The following is an 18290-nucleotide window of genomic DNA, read 5'->3' on the forward strand; positions in this document are numbered from 1 at the left end:
TAGGCACTATTGAAGCTTGTAGGGAAACTCCGGTTTTTCTATAAGCTTTTTTCTTGTTCCGGCGATCTTCATCGTTGTCATGGTATTTCATATCGCTAAATAAAAAAAGGCTGTCGAGAATTTACTCCACAGCCCGTGACGGTGCAGTAACACTTTTTGAAATGGTTGGGGCCAGTTAGTTCTTTAGTGCTCCATCGCTACATATACATACTTGCCAAAAAAATTCCCAGGGTTTTCTGGTAAATTTCATCGAACTGCCCGATGGGTAAGGGATTGATACCTTGCCCAAGCTCCACAGTGAAACCTGGTTCGCGGAAATCTTGAATGAACCAATCTTTATAACCTGCAAAACTGTCTACATACCGGATGGGTTCGTATCCGCTCACCCTGGAAAATTCATTGACAATCGTACGGGAACGAGGGGGTTCTAAATTTTCGAAGCCCCAAAAGATCACTTCACCTTGCGTATGGAAAGCAAGCATCTTCTCAAAAGAAAGTTCGCCTGCTAATTCTGCCATGGCAATGCTTTCAGGTTCTGTCAGGGGAGCGTAGCCCGGAAAATCACGAGGGGCGGGGGATTTAGGTTTGCGCTCTGCTTCTACTTCCCATTTGGCAGGGAATTGATTATTTAAGTCAACCCCGCGAATGTTCGCTTTCCAACCGCTGAAATCGAGGCTCCCCCCGTTGATATCCAGTGCTTCTTCTCCGAAATTACCTTCAGGTGGTCCATTAAGTACGAGGTCTACACCATCAGGATCTACCATTGGGACAACGGACAATGTGACTTGATCATAAAAAGGCAGCATAGCTCTTCCACGAATCGTTTCATTGTTAGTAAGAGCCAATAAATAAGAATTTACAAATTCCATAATGACAGAGGTAGTGATCCATTCATTGGCATGAAAAGATCCATTCCAGTGAACAATTCTTTCGCCGTTTCCAATTTGTACTTCTATAAGGTCTTTCCCCATCACACTATTGCCGATGGTCCTCCGCCTCATAAATGGATATAACGTGGCTAATGCCTCTAAGTCTGACGCAAGGATGCCAGAGTCGTAATTTTGCCTTGGGTCAATAATTGTCGTAGTGACTCTTCGTGGTATTCTTATCTGCTGACCTATTTGAAGGGCAGTTGGCACCATACCAGGGTTCACCAACATTAAACTGTCTACAGAAATTCTTTCTTTCGTAGCAATTTTGTAAAATGAATCCCCCGGCTTTATCGTATACGTCGTTATACGATAGCCAGGTATTTGTATCGTTTGGCCAATTGATAATGTGTTAGGATTGGCAGTTGGATTTGAGTGAATTATAAGGGGGAGGGGAACGTTGAATGTATTGGATATAGACCAGAGGGTGTCACCTCTACGTATCTGGATCTCCACGAATTGCCGACCTCCTCACGATCAGATTTCTATCTTATTGGCTTTGTTAAAGTCCCGTGTTGATAATCATATAAGCTCCCTCGTAGTGGAAGACTTAGTTTCAAGATGTTAGGGTTGTTTCTGTTACGTTTGACAGCGTTTGGAGGTCCGGGAAATCACTCTCTTCCCGTGGGAGAAGGATGTAGGCGAGATCCCACAGGGCTGCAAGCCCGAGGAAGCTTGCCACTTCCCCCACAGGAAAGCGAGTAGCTTCCCAACAACCCCTCACTCTCAATACGGCAACGAACCCAGACTATCTCGAAACCGAGTCTTCCGCTATCCTGCCATATTGTTGAATCACTCACTTATCAATATCAACAACCACCTTTAACATAGCCATCTTATTATATGGTTTTTAAAAAATAAAAATGTTCATAACATCATCGTTCAGTTACAATAAGAGGATATACGTATTTTTAGAAAGAAGTGAAGAAAATGAAGACATTTAGTGATTTAGGTATTATTGAAAGCTTACAAATAAAATTAAAAAAGCAAGGGATTGCCACGCCGACCCCTGTTCAGGAGCAGACGATCCCACTGTTGATTGATGGAAAAGACGTTATGGCTAAAGCTCAGACGGGCACAGGAAAGACGCTTGCGTTTCTACTTCCGCTGCTGCAAAAAATCGATACGAACAAGCCTGTAGTGCAAGGTTTGATTGTGACGCCTACGCGTGAGCTGGCTTTGCAGATTACAAATGAAGTTGAAAAGCTGCGCCCCGATGATGCAGGAGTGTTAGCAGTGTATGGCGGTCAGGACGTTGCGAAACAAGCGAAGAAATTAGACGGACAAACTCATATCGTCGTTGCCACGCCTGGCAGACTCTTAGATCATCTGCGAAGAGATACAATCTCATTAGAGCAGGTGGAGCATGTCGTTTTAGATGAAGCCGATCAAATGCTCGAGGCAGGATTTCTGCCCGATGTCGCAGACATACTATCTCAAACGCCACCAGATCGTCAGACCAGTGCTTTTTCTGCAACCATTTCGGATCAAGTGAAAAACTTATCTAATAAATATTTGAAAAACCCGGAGAAAATCAGTGTGAAAGCTGAAGCTGTGACATTAACTGAAATTAAACAGCTTGTCTATGAAACGACTGACCGGGCGAAGCAGGATACGTTAATCCAAATCATGAACGAGCATAGACCATTTCTGGCTGTCATCTTCTGCCGCACGAAGAGAAGAGCGATGAAGCTGCACGGGGCCTTGAAGAGTCATGGTTTTGAAGTGGACGAACTACACGGCGATCTGTCTCAAGCGAAGCGTGAAAAGGTCATGCAAAGTTTTCGTGATGCAAAAATTCAATATTTGGTAGCGACGGATGTTGCAGCTCGCGGCCTTGACGTTGAAGGGATCACTCATGTATTCAACTACGATATCCCGCAGGATGCGGAAAGCTATATCCACCGAATTGGCCGGACAGGCCGCGCCGGAGGTAAAGGGTTAGCGATCACTTTTGCCGCCCCTAAAGATAAACAGGCTTTACATGTGATTGAAAAAGGGATTGGTGAAAAGCTCAATCGCCGGTCGTTGGACAAGCTGGCTTCCGGAAAGAGAAATCGTGAGGAAGAACGACCACCGAAGAGATCAAAACCTGGAAATAGAAAAAGAAAAAGGTAGCGGGAAGCGAACTGAGTATAAAACACATATAGTATGTGAAAGCGTTCAGGGAAGACCCCTGGACGTTTTTTTATATTCTTTTATACGTATGTGTTACTAGGAAGATTGGAAAAAAATTACTTTCGCATGGGGGAGAGCAGCTAACGCGATGCAGGGTTCAGCACGTTCAACCTTTCCAGCATGAGCCTCGCCATTTCCAACTTGGATCTTGTGGTTTAAATTTAATGTAAGTATTGGAAATTCATGAACATTGAGCAAGGTTAAGAAATATGATATAGTAACAATGTAATTCCGAGTTTACAGATAGGAATTATTTACAATGAGGGGATGAGTAAAATGGGAGTTGAGTTTGTCGACCTATTTAATCAATGGGCGAGCTCTTATGATGATACGGTTTCTGGAAGTGACCCTGAATATAAGGAAGTATTTGAAGGGTACGATGCAATGCTTCAAGAATTAGCGGACCTTTCCATATCACCTGTACTTGAATTCGGAGTAGGTACAGCGAATTTGACACAGAAAACTGTTGCTCAAAACAAAGTAGTCGTGGGAATCGAACCTTCTGAGGAAATGAGAAGGATTGCCAATGTGAAATGTCCGGAAGCGGCAGTTTATGCAGGAGATTTTATTAATTTTCCTGAACTGGAGATGCCCGTACGATCGATCATCAGTTCATTTGCTTTCCACCATTTAAATGAACAGGAAAAACGATTAGCCTTAAAAAAATATTATGATAAACTGGATACAGATGGAGAAGTCATTTTTATAGATACTCTTTTCAAAGATGAAGTATATAAACAGCAATTGATTAAGGATGCTGAACAAAAGGGCTTTCTTAATTTAGCTCAGGATTTAAGCGAGGAGTATTATCCTTATTTAGAGGATCTAGAACAAATGTTTCTCCAGCTGGGTTTTGAGGTATCTTTTAAGCAACTCAACAAATTTGCTTGGTTGATTCAAGCTAAAAAAGGAGAATGATGTATGCCAAAAATGAACGTAGAAAGCTTTAATCTTGACCATACGAAAGTAAAGGCCCCTTATGTGAGACTAGTAGGTGTAACGGAAGGTCAGCACGGCGATAAAATTTATAAATATGATATCCGTGTAAAGCAGCCTAACAAAGAACACATGAATATGCCTGCGCTTCATTCCCTTGAGCATCTTATGGCTGAAAAAAGTCGTGATCACCACGATCGTATTATTGATATCGGCCCAATGGGGTGCCAGACAGGATTCTATTTAGCCATCCTGAATGATGATAGTTACGATAATGTACTACAAGTAGTAGAAAACACACTTAAAGATGTACTTGAAGCTGACGAAGTTCCTGCCTGCAATGAAGTTCAGTGCGGGTTTGCTGCCAGCCACAGCTTAGAAGGTGCGCAGGAGTTAGCGAAAGAGCTGCTTGATAAACGAGATGAATGGACAGAAGTCTTTTAATTTTAGAAGGCGGGGAAAATTTATGGGATACGTGAAAAATGTTCAATCTTTAGTCGGTCAAACCCCGATGATTGAACTTACTCATTCAGCGATTCCAAATCAAGTGCGGATTTTTGCGAAGCTTGAATTCATGAACCCAGGCGGCAGTGTTAAAGACCGGCTGGGTTTAAAACTGATTGAGGATGCTCAGGAACGCGGTTTATTGAAAGCTGGCGGTCACATCATTGAACCTACTGCCGGGAACACTGGTATTGGAATAGCTCTTGCGGCCATCGGAAAAGGTTTTAAAGTCACTTTTGTCATACCGGAAAAATTCAGCCAGGAAAAGCAGTCGCTTATGAAGGCTCTTGGTGCAGAGGTCATTCATACTCCAACTTCAAAAGGAATGCTTGGAGCAATAAAGAAAGCGAATGAGCTCTGTGAAGAAATTCCTGATGCATTCAGTCCCGAGCAGTTTAATAATATCGCAAACCCTGATACGTATTACGAGACGCTGGGTCCTGAAATCTATGAAGATCTAAACGGTGAAATTGACATATTTGTAGCTGGAGCTGGAACTGGAGGAACGTTCATGGGCACGGCTCGCTTCTTAAAAGAAAAAAACTCTGCGGTGAAAACAGTAATAGTGGAACCTGAAGGCTCTATTTTAAATGGAGGGGAATCAGGTCCGCACCGGACTGAAGGAATCGGCATGGAGTTTTTACCGTTTTACATGGATGAGAAATATTTTGATGCCATTCATACAGTTACAGATGCTGTAGCTTTTCAACGTTTAAAGGAGCTCGCATTAAACGAAGGACTACTGGTAGCGAGTTCATCTGGAGCTGCGTTTGAAGCGGCATTGCGAGAAGCGGAGCAAGCTAAACCTGGAACGAAAATAGTCACTGTTTTTCCAGATAGTAGTGAACGGTACTTAAGTCAAGGGATTTATGAGGAGTGGAATGAATGAGGAAAAAAACTCAATTGATTCATGGTGGTATTACTGGAGATGAGAAGACAGGGGCGGTTTCTGTCCCTATCTATCAAGTAAGTACGTACAAGCAAGAAGGCGTCGGAAAGCACTCTGGGTATGAATACTCCCGTACGGGTAATCCGACTCGGTTTGCTTTAGAAGAACTAATAAAAGAGCTTGAGGGCGGTCACTCTGGCTTCGCTTTTGGTTCGGGCATGGCAGCCATTACAGCCGTTCTTATGACATTTAATCATGGAGATCATGTCATATTTACTGATGATGTATATGGAGGAACGTACCGTCTCGTTTCCAAAGTCATTAACCGCTTTGGATTGGAGGCAAGCTTTGTCGATACAAGTGACGTGGAGAATATCGAAGCAGCTCTTACGGATCGAACCAAAGCGATTTATGTGGAGACACCTACGAACCCTTTATTAAAAATAACGGACATGAAAAAAGTCTCCGCACTTGCTAAAGAGAAAAACCTGACATTCATTGTAGACAATACATTCAGTACGCCTTACTGGCAGAATCCAATTGATTTTGGAGCTGATATTGTCCTGCATAGTGCGACTAAATATTTAGGTGGTCACAGTGATGTTGTGGCGGGCCTTGTTGTTGTGAACTCCGAGCAGCTTGCGGAAGATGTTCATTTTGTATTGAACTCATCGGGCGGAATCCTGGGACCGCAGGATTCCTGGTTATTGATGCGAGGAATTAAGACGCTAGGTATCCGCATGGAGGAAATCGAGAATAATACGAAAGAATTTGTAGAGTTTTTACAGGGACTGCCTGAAGTGAGCAACATCTACTACCCAGGTCTTAAAAGCCATAAAGGTCACGATGTTCATGCGAATCAGGCGCGTGGGAACGGAGGAATGATTTCTTTCGACGTAGGCAGCGGTGAAAAAGCGGATCAAGTGCTTCGTAATGTTAAGTATTTTACGCTTGCTGAGAGTCTTGGGGCCGTGGAAAGTTTGATTTCAGTTCCTGCCATGATGACCCATGCTTCGATTCCTGTTGATCGAAGAGGAGAGCTTGGGATTACAGATGGATTAGTACGTGTGTCCATCGGTCTTGAAGACATAGAGGATTTAAAAGAGGATTTTTTAGAAGCATTGCGGAAATAAGTTTGAAAAAGGCAGCCATAGGCTGTCTTTTTTTATGAATATCTTCAGCTGTGACGAGTTCCATATCACTTATGAATATATCCATCCATCATAGCCAAACTAAAATTAGAACAAAGTAATAGGAGGGAAATGCGATGGATTACGCTCATTTAAAGGCTCAGCTGGAAGAAAGAAAACGTGAAATTGAGCAGAAGTTGATTGATAATAATTCTTATGGAGTTAAGCAGGGTTTCGCCAGTGACATAGTATCTGGGGAATTATCACAGTATGATAATCATCCGGCCGACTCGGGAACAGAATTGTTTGAAAGAGAGAAAGACATGGCTTTGCTTGATCACACAGAGCAGGAGCTTGAAGATATCAATTCTGCGTTGAAGCGTTTAGAGCGCGGAACGTATGGTATTTGCGAAGTGTCGGGTAAACAAATTCCTAAAGAGCGGCTGGAAGCTGTACCGACAGCAAAGACTTTAAAGGAATACGCTGCACCCCGTTATGTACCAGAAGATCGCGGTGTTGAAGAAGAGGTTTTAGAGGAAATCGATTTAGAGGATAATGTGGAGAGAAGTGCTTATCAGCAAGTAGCTTCATTTAATGATAGCAGTATGACCTATGATGATTCTTCCATTCAGGAAGATGACGAAGGTTCAGGTTATACGGAAGAGTTTGAACCGTTTGTATCAACGAATATCCATGGATATACTGGACAGGATCATATTCAATTAGAACATAATATCCATTATAAAAAATATAAAGAAGAGCATGACGAATTAGATTCTTAAATAAAAGTCTGCCGGGATTCTGACTCCGGCAGACTTTTATTTTAATATCCTACTTCGACAGAAGCATTGACAATATACATTTGATCATTTTTATCGTTTTTATCTTCCAGCACTATGCCGCTTGTTGTAAGCATTCCACCCTGGACCTTTTCAATTTCTACCTCTCCATAAGGGATAACATTTTTAACTTCCTGCTCATCAAGTAAATCATGGTCCGTCGGCAGAGCAAGCTTCACTCGTACCTTCATATTGTTCAAGTCTTCCTCAGGGAGTGCTTCACGAATTCCTGGCATAGAGTTTGAGTTAATGGCATTTTGTGTAGCTCGCACTGATGCGTGAGTAATGTTTTGTCCGTGTACATCAATTCCCATACCTGTTTGGATAAACATCAATTTGTCCATAAAATAAACCCTCCTAAATCATGTTTATAGATCTATTCCCTAAATTTAACATTATTAAAAGTTTAATTCATTGAGGTTGCATGAATTATAAAATATAATTAACTTACTAAATGTAACCTTAGGAGGTTAAAATATGAACGCATCTACATCCGAATCCCCGTATATCAAATCTGTAACGATTTAAGTGACTGATTTAATGGCAGCTACATCTTTCTACACAGAGAATCTCGGTCTTTCAATCGTTAAGGAAGAACAGAATGAAATTCATTTAGGCGTCCAGCAAACCGTTCTCCTCATAGTAAAGGCGGGCGCAAAAATAGAAAAACAATCAGGTAGAGCGGGGTTGTACCATTTTGCACTTCTCGTCCCTGCTCGAAAGGACTTAGGAACTATACTTCAGCATTTGTTGGCTTCTAACACACAGATCCAAGGCGGTGCGGATCATTTATTCAGTGAAGCCGTTTATTTAAGTGATCCTGACGGAAATGGAATAGAAATTTACTGTGACCGCCCTATAGAGCGCTGGAACGTGGGAGAGGATGGTTCATTTCCTATGGTTTCTCACCCTCTGGATAAAGAAAGTTTGCTGAAGGAAGCTGGTGATTGGGAGGGACTTCCTGATCATACAGTCATGGGGCATATTCATTTGCACGTCAATAACTTAAAGCAGGCGGCTCATTTTTATTTAGATTTATTAGGATTTCTGAAAAAAATTGAATTTCGTAATCAGGCATTGTTCGTAGCTTCTGGTGATTATCATCACCATATCGGATTGAATACATGGGCGGGAGAAGGAGCGAGGCAGAGTGACCCTGAGGCATCGGGATTAGTTGAGTACGAATTGCAGGCGACAAAAGGTGAGGTAATGCAGATCATTCAACGGTTGGAGGAAGCTGATTATCCATTCAGTAAGAATATAAACAGGGTTTCTATCATGGATCCTGCAAAAAATAAATTGGTGCTAGTATACTGATGGTTCAGGAGCTGTTTCCCCTCAGGGAGCCAGCTCCTGATTTTATAGAGAGGAAGGCTGCGGTACATCTTCGTAAATATGCATCGTCCACATTCCGATATCTTCAAAACCGAGACGCTTATAAATAGTTCCAGCCTCAGGATTATCATAAAACAAACAAAGCATTTTCCCTTCCGCAAGTAAGTCATTGCACAATTGCTTCATGCACGCACTGGCATATCCCTTCTTTTTATAGCCGGGGTGCGTACAGACTCCTACAATCATGGCAGACATTGAATTTTCTGCAGTTGTCGAAGCGCTTGAAACCATCTCTCCATCTTTCTCAACAAAATAGATCCTTGCTGATTTTTGTTCAAGGCTTTTTCTGATACTGCTTTCCCTGCTGTCATCTTGCTCGAATTCCTCAATTTTGTCTTGAAGTGTCACTAACCGAGGAACATCATGGATTGAAGCCAGCTTAACTTTAGATGTATCTATATTTTGATCCAGCTTTCGGCTATCTTCACATTTCGCATAGTGTAAGGAGCGTGACTTTTTATGGGAATGAGCGATGAAAGGAAGGACTTGGTCTGTGATAGCTGCAATCCCTGAAAGTTGCTTAAATTCCCGGTCCGTGTTGATGATATTTGCGAATCCCTGTGCGTCAAATTCTTCCTCGGCAAATGCAATGTAATTATTATGATATTTCAGCAAAATAGCCTTTAAGCGTCCGTCCTCAGTGAAGTCTCCCCAAAGCTTTTGAAAATCCTGCTCGTAACCGAAATTTTCGATATCTCCTATGATGAATAAGTTTTCTGCTGGTTTTTTGGATAGCAGGATTTGGCAGGATGAGTCATCTTGTTCAGTCAACCTTCGTATCATTGCAATTGCCTCCTTTTAATAGAAATTGTACTAATTTTACCAAAATGAAAAAGGAAAGCAATGGATTTTATGAAAATTATTACAATAAAATAAAAAATATTTTCTTTCCCATAAGTTTGGTGGAAGTGGTCAAACTACAAAGGAGGCATGTTAAATGCCGGAGGAGGGGAACATTTGTGAAAAAGTTATTACTGTTAATATGTTTATTAGGATTATTGCCGACAATTACTTACGCAGACAGTGCATATAGTATCCGCCATAAGGATCACATACGGCAGGATTACGAAATACATGTAGATTTTCCTAATTTTGATGGATTAAAGAATAAACATCTGGAGGAAGAAGTCAACGAAGAAATCAAAAGCGTATTGGAGAAATCAATAAATCAAACACAAAAAGCAGGGGAAGAGTCAGTTGGGTTCCCTGTTTTGTACTATGGTGAATCCATTGTAGTAGAAGAAGAGCAATTCTATTCTGTTGTCATGACAGCGAATATTACACGAGGCAATCAATATCACTCGACTGTCCGATCGATCAACTTCGAAAATGAAAAGGATGGCGTGTTTCTGACCCTTGATGAAGTGGCACACTTGGATAAGCTGAACGAGCAGGTGAAGAAAAAATTAGTGAGTGATCCTGAAACTTTCAACGCCCAGGGTTTTCAAGGTATCCGTAAAGACACGGCTTTTTACATTAAAGGCAAGAAGCTCACATTAGTATTTGATAAGTATGAAATCGCTTCAGGAGTATTTGGTACTCCAGAGATTACAATCCCTTACGATTTAGTGGAAAAAGATAAACCTCTTCACAAAAAAACAGTTCCAGTCCCAAAAGTAGTATAAAAAAAGGAAGCATAATTATTATGCTTCCAATACTTCTTCTTCGGATGACTGATCTCCATAATAATGAAACATATATTGTTCTTTAGAAATCATGTAGAGGTCATAAATATCATCTTCACCGTTGATCCATTGGTGTACTTCGGGGTATAACTCATTTGCGTTTATTACATAAGGGATTTTCAATGCAGCCTTCAACGATCTTACGTTGGAGTGGCGAATTTTCATAAAGATCCCGTCAACATCTAAATGGAAAAACAATTCTTCAAAGAAAGCTTCTTTCGCAAGTTTATTATAACCTTTGCCAAAGTATGGCTGCCCAATCCAAGTGGCTAAAAACCCTTTGTTCTCCTGAATATCAAATAGGTTGATGGTGCCTATGGGCTGCCCCCACTCATCAAGGATCGTACGGGATATCAACTCACCGCGTTCTTCAGCTTCTAACGTTTGTTTAGTCACAAAGTAAAACTCGTCACTGGTCGACGCTTTATGGCGGATGTAAGGGAAAACTTCTGGGTGTATCATCAATTCAAACAAAGCTGGAACGTCATGCAAGTCACGCTTTTTCAGCATAAAAAATCCCTCCTTATGGGTAGAGGAGGGTAGTCTGACCGTAGGAAAACAAACCTCAGCAGATTCAAACCACCCTCGAATTTTCATCAATTACACACAAAAATTCGGGGTGGGAATCGAACCCACTAGAACCAGCCAAAACGGCTGGTGGCGCACCATTTGCCTTCCCTTTAACTTCAATCAATAGAACGTAAGATAATTTTAATTGATTTTTTCGTAAAAAGGAATAGGCATTTTGTAAATTTTTATTATTTAATTTTACAGTGATCATGCACCTTTGTGGTCGGTTAATTCTGTGTAAACAACGAGCCTGTCCTGATGAGTTTGGGCCTCAGAATCGAACAAGCCCGTACATGTGATCAAATTCAATGAACGAGAATCTGAGGAACCGAATATAGTTTCAATCGGTGCTTCATTTCTCGGGTAAGCTATCACTTCTCTTACTGTGAACGTAAGGACAGATCCGTCAGTCCCGGTGAGGATAACTTCATCACCAGCCTTCAGCTCATCCAATTCAAAAAACACGGCAGGACCTTGATAGCTGTCCACATGACCTGCCAGCACAGCATTTCCTTTGTTTCCTGGTTTCGTTCCTGGTTCAAACCAACCGACATCTACATCATTGTCAGGTACTTCCATGCCTCCGCTATTTGTTAGTCCTTCAGGGGTAATAGAAGCAGATACATTGATAGAAGGTATTTCCAGCGAGGCAGGCACAACCCCTTGAGCAGGCTGGTTATTAATATGTGGTTCAATATTTGTCGTTTCAATATTATCAACTACAGGCTCGTTCTTTTCCGCTTCGATTTTTGATGACTCTTCACTAGAAAGAACCCTGGCCCCCTCAGAGGGTTCATCCTGTAATAACTGATGACTAATGAAGAATACTAGGAGGCCTAGAGCTATAGATGCTAAAAATGGTTTCATTTTCTAAGCTTCTTGACGTTTGCGGAAAACGATGAAACCTGCACTCATGGCCATGATTCCTAAAATACTGGCATATAGAAGCGCATTCGTTCCTGATTCAGATGCTCCACCAAAACCGGTAGCTGGCATTTCACTAGGCATCGTTTGATTATCTTGAAGAAGTAAAATCTCCGGTGATTCAGCAGTACCTACGGCAAAAGCACTATAAACATTTCCTTCTTCAACTTCAGTCCCGGAAAGGTCGATCAACTGGTCTCCTTCAGTCGTACGAACCTCCAGGTCGTATGATCCGGCTTCCACACTTTCGTAGTCAGTGACCATCGGGAATTCGGCTCCAGAGAAAATGGCATCCCCTTCAATCGCTCCAACATCAACGGCTGGTCCATCAGGAATGAAATGTCCAACACGCAGGTCGGCCATGCCTTCTTCAGCTTCCATAGAATCCCCAAAAGCTTCCAACTGTAGGTTTTCTAATGTATTGACCGCAGCTACAGTATAAGCTTGTCCGCTTTCGACACTTACTTCACCGGAAAGCACAGGATCCTCATCTCCCATTGTTCCAGCAGCGTAAATATCAACTGTATGTTCTCCAGCAGGTAACTCCAAATAATCCGTAGCATCTTTAAACTCAGCACCTTCAACAACAGCTTCATCATTAACAAAAACATCGACTCCTGGCGCGTCAGGCGAGGCATGTAGTACACGGACCTTAGCCATTTCTTCATGATCATCTGCTAAAGCAACAGGAACAAATGCACCAAAAATTAAAACGGACATAGCCAGCAAAGAAAATAATTTTGACATGTTTCCACTCCTTTTGTAATTTTAAATTTATATAAATTGCTGAAGGTGACTTCAAGCAATAAATATCAAAGTATACAAGTTGTTTGAATTTTGTGTAAGTTTTGTATACCTCTAATATACACGATTTTAAGAAAGTGAAAACTCTTTTTACACATTGAATGTGTTGTGGTAAATATTAACTGTAATCTGTACATGGGAAATCGCGGTTATTAAATAAAAAAAGCTCGACATTAGTCGAACTTTTATCAAGTGGCTTCTATTGAGTATAGACTATTTCTCCATTGACCATTGTCCAGAGGGGGACTGACATGAATTCGAATGGATGGCCGCTCCATAACACTAAATCAGCATCTTTTCCTTTTTCTATAGATCCTACTCTGTCATCGACACCTAGATTCTTAGCTGGTGTAATCGTAATGCCTCTCATAGCATCATCGATAGGAAGACCTTCTCGAACGGTCAGCGCTGCGCAGATGTTTAAGTATTGTATAGGGGTGTAGGGGTGATCCGTCATAATAGAAACCTGTACACCATGTTCGTGCAATATTCGATAAGTCTGCCATGTTTTATTTCTCAACTCTATTTTAGACATGCGTGTAAATGTAGGACCAACAGATACTTGTAACCCTCTCCCTGCAAGTTGATCTGCAATTAAATGACCCTCTGTACAATGTTCAATCCGTAAATCAAGCTCGAACTCATCGGCGAACCTGAGTGCAGAAACGATATCGTCAGCACGATGAGCATGAATACGTACAGGGATTTCGCGATTCAATGCTTGTAATATCGGTTGTACACGCAAATCTTCAGGGTCTCCCTTTTTAGCCGCGTAGAAGGTTTCGCGTAAAGTCCCCATAATTCCTAAACGTGTAATCGAGGCATTTTTTGACTGAGAGTGAACACGCTTAGGGTTTTCTCCTAATGCCATTTTCAAACCTGCTGTTTCTTTGAGCAGCATCCCTCCAATGGAGTGACCTACTGTTTTAATCACTGCTGTTTTTCCTCCTATGATATTGGCGCTCCCAGGCATAATATGTGCGGTAGTGACACCAGCTTTTCTTGCATGATAAAAAGCCGGGTCAAACGGATGAGCTCCATCAATAGCCCGCAAATGAGGGGTAGTAGCTTCAATTGTTTCATTTGCATCACTTCCGGCCCATCCTGTTCCTTCATCGTATAAACCTATGTGGGTGTGCACGTCTACAAAACCGGGAAACAGCATTTTTCCTTCTCCGTCGATAATCTCTGCGTCAGGTGGAGTGGGCAAGTCTTTGCCGAAATCGTGAATTTTATGATCTTTGATATGAACACTCCCATGTTCGATGGGAGCAGAAGTAATTGGGTGAATTTTTACGTTAGTAACTACTGTATACATTGTATCTCGAACCCCTTTAAATAATCTTTATAGTTTATTATACTTCGAATCCAGAAATTGAGGGCAAAAAAATACGAAGAGTTTTTTAACTAGTTCCGTTTTTTTCTATTAAAAAATGTTCTTAAACAAACGGGCAGGATAGGGGAAGACTTGAATTCGAGATAGCCGGGGCTCGTTGCCTAAATGAGAGCCAGGGGGTTGTTGGGAAGCTACTCGATTTCCTGTGGGGGAAGTGGCGAGCTTCCTCGGGCTTGCAGCCCTGTGGGATCTCGCCTACATCCTTCTCCCACCTCTTACGCCTAAATAGTCTAGGGCGTGAATCAGTTCATAAACCTCATGGGCGACTATCCAGCTCCAGCGCTTAGCGGCTACTGAGACTTCCTTCACTTCTGTACGATAATGAAACATCGAATCCCTCCGCTCTTCGTGTTTCCTTTATCTCCACCAGCTCAGTCCTGCCCATACGCCACTGAACGAAGCGCTTCCCCTTTTACAAAAGGAGTCTCGCCCATTCCTAAAACCACCTAACTTATATGAAGGGACAGAACTAAGAAATGAGAAGCAAAAAACTCTCTTGTACTAACGTTTCTGCCGCCCCTTACTATAGATGTGCTTCTCGAAATCGATTGGATATGAACTTTCTTACTTATAGTGGGAGCATTAAACTTCAATTCTCACTCTGGTTATAGCATTTTAGTTTTAAAACTTCCTGCCCTTTGAGGTAGTTACAAGCGTTATCTTGCATACAGAAGTTCAGCTGGTTATCACTTAAAAGCAGTTATTTTTTATGTAAAGCACCGCATAAGATGTGTCCGTGATCCTCACAAAAGCAAGAAGGTCCGATAAATGGCGATTCTCATGGGATCCAAGGTATTTTCTAACACTTTCAAGCATTGGTTAATATTTCTTTGCTGGTAGTTTCGAGCACCGTCCGATTGGAGGGTGGCTTTAGAAAACGGTGAGACTCCTGTGGGATGTACATGGTAGGTGAGATCCCGGAAGGCGAAGCCTGAGGAAGCTCACCACATGCCCACGGAAAGCGATCCGTTTTCTAAAGCCACCATATCCTCATACAAAAGTCTCGAAACTGAGTACTCCACTAAAGGGGCAAAGATGGAACACATAAAATTAACATGTTTAAAGGCTCGGTCGAAAGACGACAGAGCCTTAAGTTATATTATGGTGAAAGCTTCCTCATATTTTAAAGCGGCTTACTCTACAAATCATACAAATGGATAATTAAATAGCAGTCACTATAAAAGGTAGTTAGGTAAGAGTTTGTTCGTCCCTTTCATTAATCCAGTATAGACTGTAAGGCAGGTTCTAATTCAGGGTATTTAAACTCATATCCATATTCTATCGCTTTTTTAGGCACGACAGATTGACCTCCTAACAGCATAATACTCATTTCACCTAAAGCGGTCTTCAAAGCAAAGGCAGGGGCAGGAATCCAGTGGGGACGATTGATCACATCTCCTAAAGTCTGTCCGAAATCCTTGTTACGCTTTGGGTTCGGAGCAGTACCGTTGACTGGGCCTTTAACATGTGAATGTTCGATAGCATATCGGATTAACCCGACTACATCATCAACGTGGATCCACGATATCCATTGTTCGCCTGAACCTATTCTGCCGCCGATCATCAATTTATAAGGAATCGCCATCTTAGGCAGTGCACCCTGTTCACCAAGTACAATCCCAAAACGGATATAAGCTGTACGTACACCGAGGTCAGCGGCCTTGGCTGCCCGCTTTTCCCATTCCACCACTACATTAGCTAGAAAATCGTCACCGGGTTCAACAGTTTCTTCAGTAAACGTTTTTGTTTTGGACTGACCATAATATCCGACAGCAGAAGCATTGATCAAAGCTTCTGGCTTTGTCTTTAGCTTCTGTATTAATTCAAGGACGCCTTCCGTCGCATCAATACGGCTCTGCATAATCGATTGCTTTTTTTCTTCAGTCCATCTGCCGCTGTTTAATGATTCACCAGCTAAATTGACGATAGCATCCACAGAAGGAAGCTCCTCCCAAGGAGAGAACTCATCTTTTAACCAGCCGACAAAAGTGGTAGAAGCCGTGTTTTCATGTCCGTCGGGGTTTCTCGTCAATATGTATACATGGTGTCCGCTTTGAACGAGCTCTTCCGTCAGCTTAGAGCCTACAAATCCAGTTCCGCCAGTCACAACTATATTCATTGGAATCCTCCTCATAAAATCTTAATGAAACGATTCTTAATCGTGACCGAATGATTGTAAGCCATGCTACAATATTGGAAAAGGGGTGAACGACATGGCAAAAATCACTCGGATCACGACGCAGAAGAAGCAAAAGAATCGGTATAATATCTTTTTAGATCGAGGTCAAGGGGAGGCCTACGGTTTCAGCGTAGATGAAGACATCTTAATTAAGTACAGGCTCCAGAAGTCGTTAGAGCTTGAAGAGTCTACCATCGAAGCTTTAATTCAAAAAGATACTATACATAAGACATATACCCAGACAATCAACTTTTTAAGCTATAGAATGCGTTCAGAGAAAGAAATCCGTGATTATTTATTTAAACATGAGGTGGACGAGGAGCATATAGATGAAATTGTACAACGCCTTTACAGAGAAAAATTATTAGATGATTTGGAGTTTGCAGTCGCTCTTGTGAGAACAAGAATTCAAACATCAAGCAAAGGGCCGCTTTTAGTAAAAAAAGAACTGGTTGAAAAAGGTGTAGATGCTCCTAAGATTGATGCGGCACTAGAACACTACAGCTTTGATGCCCAATTAGAGAAGGCTGTAAAATTAGCAGAAAAGAAATTAAAGAGCACCAGCAAAAAATCCCACAGAGAGCAAATTCAAACCATTCAGCAGAATTTGATGCAAAAAGGCTTTTATGGTGATGTTGTTAAAGAAGCGATCAGTCAGCTGCCGGAGGAGGAAGGCGATCAAGAGTGGGAAGCCGTAGTTTTCCAGGGGGAGAAGCTATTGCGTAAATTTGAGCGAAAGACGGAAGGCTATGAATTGAAACAAAAGCTGAAATCAGGACTATACCGTAAAGGGTTTCCTATTGATTTGATAGATCGCTTCATTGAAGAGTATTTAGTGGATGAGGGATAGTTACAGTGGAAATACTTATGCTATCTCACAAGCTAATGAAACAGAGGAAAAGGTTCATAAACTGTGCCGTGTTCATAAACCATTTTCGAATGTTCATAAGCAATTTTTCTAAAATAAATTCTCTAAATTATTTTGAAAACAAAAGATAAGCTATTATAATAATCCTTTATTTTTTAAGTCTTCGACAGCCTCATATACATGGTCCACTACGTATTCCGCCTTTTTCTGCACATCAGGGTGGGCTGTAGACATGGCATAACTGTGAGGAGTGACGGCAAACATCGGCAGGTCATTGAAGGAATCACCGACACATGCAACTTCATTAGGTTCCAGTCCAACTATTCCTAGTAAAGCTTTAATCCCATTTCCTTTGTTGATCATCTTCGGCATAATATCCACACAGGATTCATGGGAAATGAAACTGTCAAATTCCTCGTCGAACTTCTTACTGACACGGTTGTATGCAAGTACGACATCTTCTTCTTTCCCGTGTAAAGTGATTTTCGCTGGAGTGAGTGTATTTCCGAATTGTTCTATTAATTTTGGTTCAATGATGACGTCCTGAAATAACTGAGCTGAAATCAGGTCAACCCATTCGTTATGCTCAGAGGTGAATATCTTATCTTCCGTAGACACGGTTTTGACCATTGGCTCATCTTTTACGAATTCCATAACTTGTTTTGCATGTTCAGCATCAAAAAATTTTGAATGGATTCTTTGGTTATCCATTCCGTAAACAAAAGCACCATTTTGACTGATACGATGTCCATCTACTTGCATCTTACTTAATACTTGTTCGATATCATGATCCATTCGCCCGGAAGCTACAGCAAAATCTGTTTCGTTGCTTTTGAGTGTTTTAATTGCTTGTATATCTTCATCTTTTATAGAATGATTCATACCTAGAAGCGTTCCGTCCAGGTCACTGATAAAAAGTTTAATCATAATCGTATCCCCTTTCTTAAGGTCACGATAACGATTTTACACCTATCAATATCGTTAGACAAAGGAAATACCTATAAATTCCTTGTAGAACGGTTGTAAAAGTTAAAAGTGAATTATACGATAGGAGATACTAAGAT

Annotated in this window: 19 protein-coding genes; 9 read left to right on the top strand and 10 right to left on the bottom strand. The window is 41.5% G+C overall.

Annotated features, from left to right (window positions below):
* Nucleotides 1–197: 197 nt before the first annotated feature.
* Nucleotides 198–1385 carry a M14 family metallopeptidase gene (locus O2Q26_RS17490; RefSeq protein WP_289217114.1) on the bottom strand — a complete coding sequence of 396 codons (1188 nt, stop codon included), beginning with the start codon at nt 1383–1385 and terminating at the stop codon, nt 198–200.
* A 474-nt stretch (nt 1386–1859) separates the two neighbouring features.
* Between O2Q26_RS17490 and O2Q26_RS17495 the strand changes: the two genes are divergently transcribed.
* The 6 genes from O2Q26_RS17495 to O2Q26_RS17520 all read left to right on the top strand — a co-directional run bounded on the left by O2Q26_RS17495 (nt 1860) and on the right by O2Q26_RS17520 (nt 7348).
* Nucleotides 1860–3047: a DEAD/DEAH box helicase gene (locus O2Q26_RS17495; RefSeq protein ID WP_289217115.1), complete on the top strand. Its 1188-nt coding sequence runs from the start codon at nt 1860–1862 to the stop codon at nt 3045–3047.
* A gap of 336 nt (nt 3048–3383) precedes the next feature.
* Nucleotides 3384–4025, top strand: a complete 642-nt coding sequence (locus tag O2Q26_RS17500; RefSeq protein WP_253936080.1) for a class I SAM-dependent DNA methyltransferase — start codon at nt 3384–3386, stop codon at nt 4023–4025.
* Between the two features lie 3 nt (nt 4026–4028).
* Complete coding sequence (locus O2Q26_RS17505; protein WP_253936081.1) at nt 4029–4487, top strand: S-ribosylhomocysteine lyase; 459 nt, start codon at nt 4029–4031, stop codon at nt 4485–4487.
* A 22-nt stretch (nt 4488–4509) separates the two neighbouring features.
* Nucleotides 4510–5436, top strand: coding sequence for a PLP-dependent cysteine synthase family protein (locus O2Q26_RS17510; protein ID WP_289217116.1), 927 nt, complete (start codon nt 4510–4512; stop codon nt 5434–5436).
* Nucleotides 5433–6569, top strand: a complete 1137-nt coding sequence (locus O2Q26_RS17515; RefSeq protein ID WP_289217117.1) for a bifunctional cystathionine gamma-lyase/homocysteine desulfhydrase — start codon at nt 5433–5435, stop codon at nt 6567–6569. The genes O2Q26_RS17510 and O2Q26_RS17515 overlap by 4 nt, the downstream gene beginning before the upstream one ends.
* 134 nt (nt 6570–6703) lie before the next feature.
* A complete protein-coding gene (locus O2Q26_RS17520) occupies nt 6704–7348 on the top strand; it encodes a TraR/DksA C4-type zinc finger protein (RefSeq protein WP_289217118.1) in 645 nt (214 codons plus the stop codon).
* Nucleotides 7349–7389: 41 nt separating this feature from the next.
* Here O2Q26_RS17520 and O2Q26_RS17525 read toward each other — a convergent pair whose 3' ends face one another.
* The gene (locus O2Q26_RS17525) at nt 7390–7749 is read right to left on the bottom strand and encodes a Lin0512 family protein (RefSeq protein ID WP_289217119.1); all 360 of its coding nucleotides are present in this window, start codon (nt 7747–7749) and stop codon (nt 7390–7392) included.
* A gap of 196 nt (nt 7750–7945) precedes the next feature.
* On the opposite strand from O2Q26_RS17525, the gene O2Q26_RS17530 reads away from it, so the two are divergent.
* Complete coding sequence (locus O2Q26_RS17530) at nt 7946–8722, top strand: VOC family protein (protein ID WP_289217120.1); 777 nt, start codon at nt 7946–7948, stop codon at nt 8720–8722.
* A 42-nt stretch (nt 8723–8764) separates the two neighbouring features.
* Here O2Q26_RS17530 and O2Q26_RS17535 read toward each other — a convergent pair whose 3' ends face one another.
* A complete protein-coding gene (locus tag O2Q26_RS17535) occupies nt 8765–9583 on the bottom strand; it encodes a GNAT family N-acetyltransferase (RefSeq protein WP_289217121.1) in 819 nt (272 codons plus the stop codon).
* A 176-nt stretch (nt 9584–9759) separates the two neighbouring features.
* On the opposite strand from O2Q26_RS17535, the gene O2Q26_RS17540 reads away from it, so the two are divergent.
* Nucleotides 9760–10425 carry an RsiV family protein gene (locus O2Q26_RS17540; RefSeq protein ID WP_289217122.1) on the top strand — a complete coding sequence of 222 codons (666 nt, stop codon included), beginning with the start codon at nt 9760–9762 and terminating at the stop codon, nt 10423–10425.
* Between the two features lie 18 nt (nt 10426–10443).
* Here the strand turns inward: O2Q26_RS17540 and O2Q26_RS17545 are convergent, their stop codons facing one another.
* The 6 genes from O2Q26_RS17545 to O2Q26_RS17570 all read right to left on the bottom strand — a co-directional run bounded on the left by O2Q26_RS17545 (nt 10444) and on the right by O2Q26_RS17570 (nt 16298).
* Entirely contained in the window at nt 10444–10995 is a 552-nt protein-coding gene (locus O2Q26_RS17545; protein WP_253936088.1) for a GNAT family N-acetyltransferase, read from the bottom strand.
* 267 nt (nt 10996–11262) lie between these two features.
* Nucleotides 11263–11922 (bottom strand): class F sortase, encoded by a 660-nt coding sequence (locus O2Q26_RS17550; protein ID WP_289217123.1) that lies wholly within the window; start codon nt 11920–11922, stop codon nt 11263–11265.
* Between the two features lie 3 nt (nt 11923–11925).
* Nucleotides 11926–12726 carry a DUF4397 domain-containing protein gene (locus O2Q26_RS17555; RefSeq protein ID WP_289217124.1) on the bottom strand — a complete coding sequence of 267 codons (801 nt, stop codon included), beginning with the start codon at nt 12724–12726 and terminating at the stop codon, nt 11926–11928.
* 256 nt (nt 12727–12982) lie between these two features.
* Nucleotides 12983–14101, bottom strand: a complete 1119-nt coding sequence (locus tag O2Q26_RS17560) for an amidohydrolase (protein WP_289217125.1) — start codon at nt 14099–14101, stop codon at nt 12983–12985.
* 273 nt (nt 14102–14374) lie between these two features.
* Entirely contained in the window at nt 14375–14509 is a 135-nt protein-coding gene (locus tag O2Q26_RS17565) for a hypothetical protein (protein WP_289217126.1), read from the bottom strand.
* An 886-nt stretch (nt 14510–15395) separates the two neighbouring features.
* A complete protein-coding gene (locus tag O2Q26_RS17570) occupies nt 15396–16298 on the bottom strand; it encodes a TIGR01777 family oxidoreductase (protein ID WP_289217127.1) in 903 nt (300 codons plus the stop codon).
* 94 nt (nt 16299–16392) lie between these two features.
* Between O2Q26_RS17570 and recX the strand changes: the two genes are divergently transcribed.
* A complete protein-coding gene (recX, locus tag O2Q26_RS17575) occupies nt 16393–17208 on the top strand; it encodes a recombination regulator RecX (protein WP_289217128.1) in 816 nt (271 codons plus the stop codon).
* 153 nt (nt 17209–17361) lie between these two features.
* On the opposite strand, the gene O2Q26_RS17580 is transcribed toward recX, so the two are convergent.
* Nucleotides 17362–18153 (bottom strand): HAD family hydrolase, encoded by a 792-nt coding sequence (locus O2Q26_RS17580; RefSeq protein ID WP_289217129.1) that lies wholly within the window; start codon nt 18151–18153, stop codon nt 17362–17364.
* Nucleotides 18154–18290: the final 137 nt, after the last annotated feature.

This window comes from Halobacillus campisalis (assembly GCF_030345335.1).
Classification (GTDB): Bacteria; Bacillota; Bacilli; order Bacillales; family Halobacillaceae; genus Halobacillus_A; species Halobacillus_A campisalis.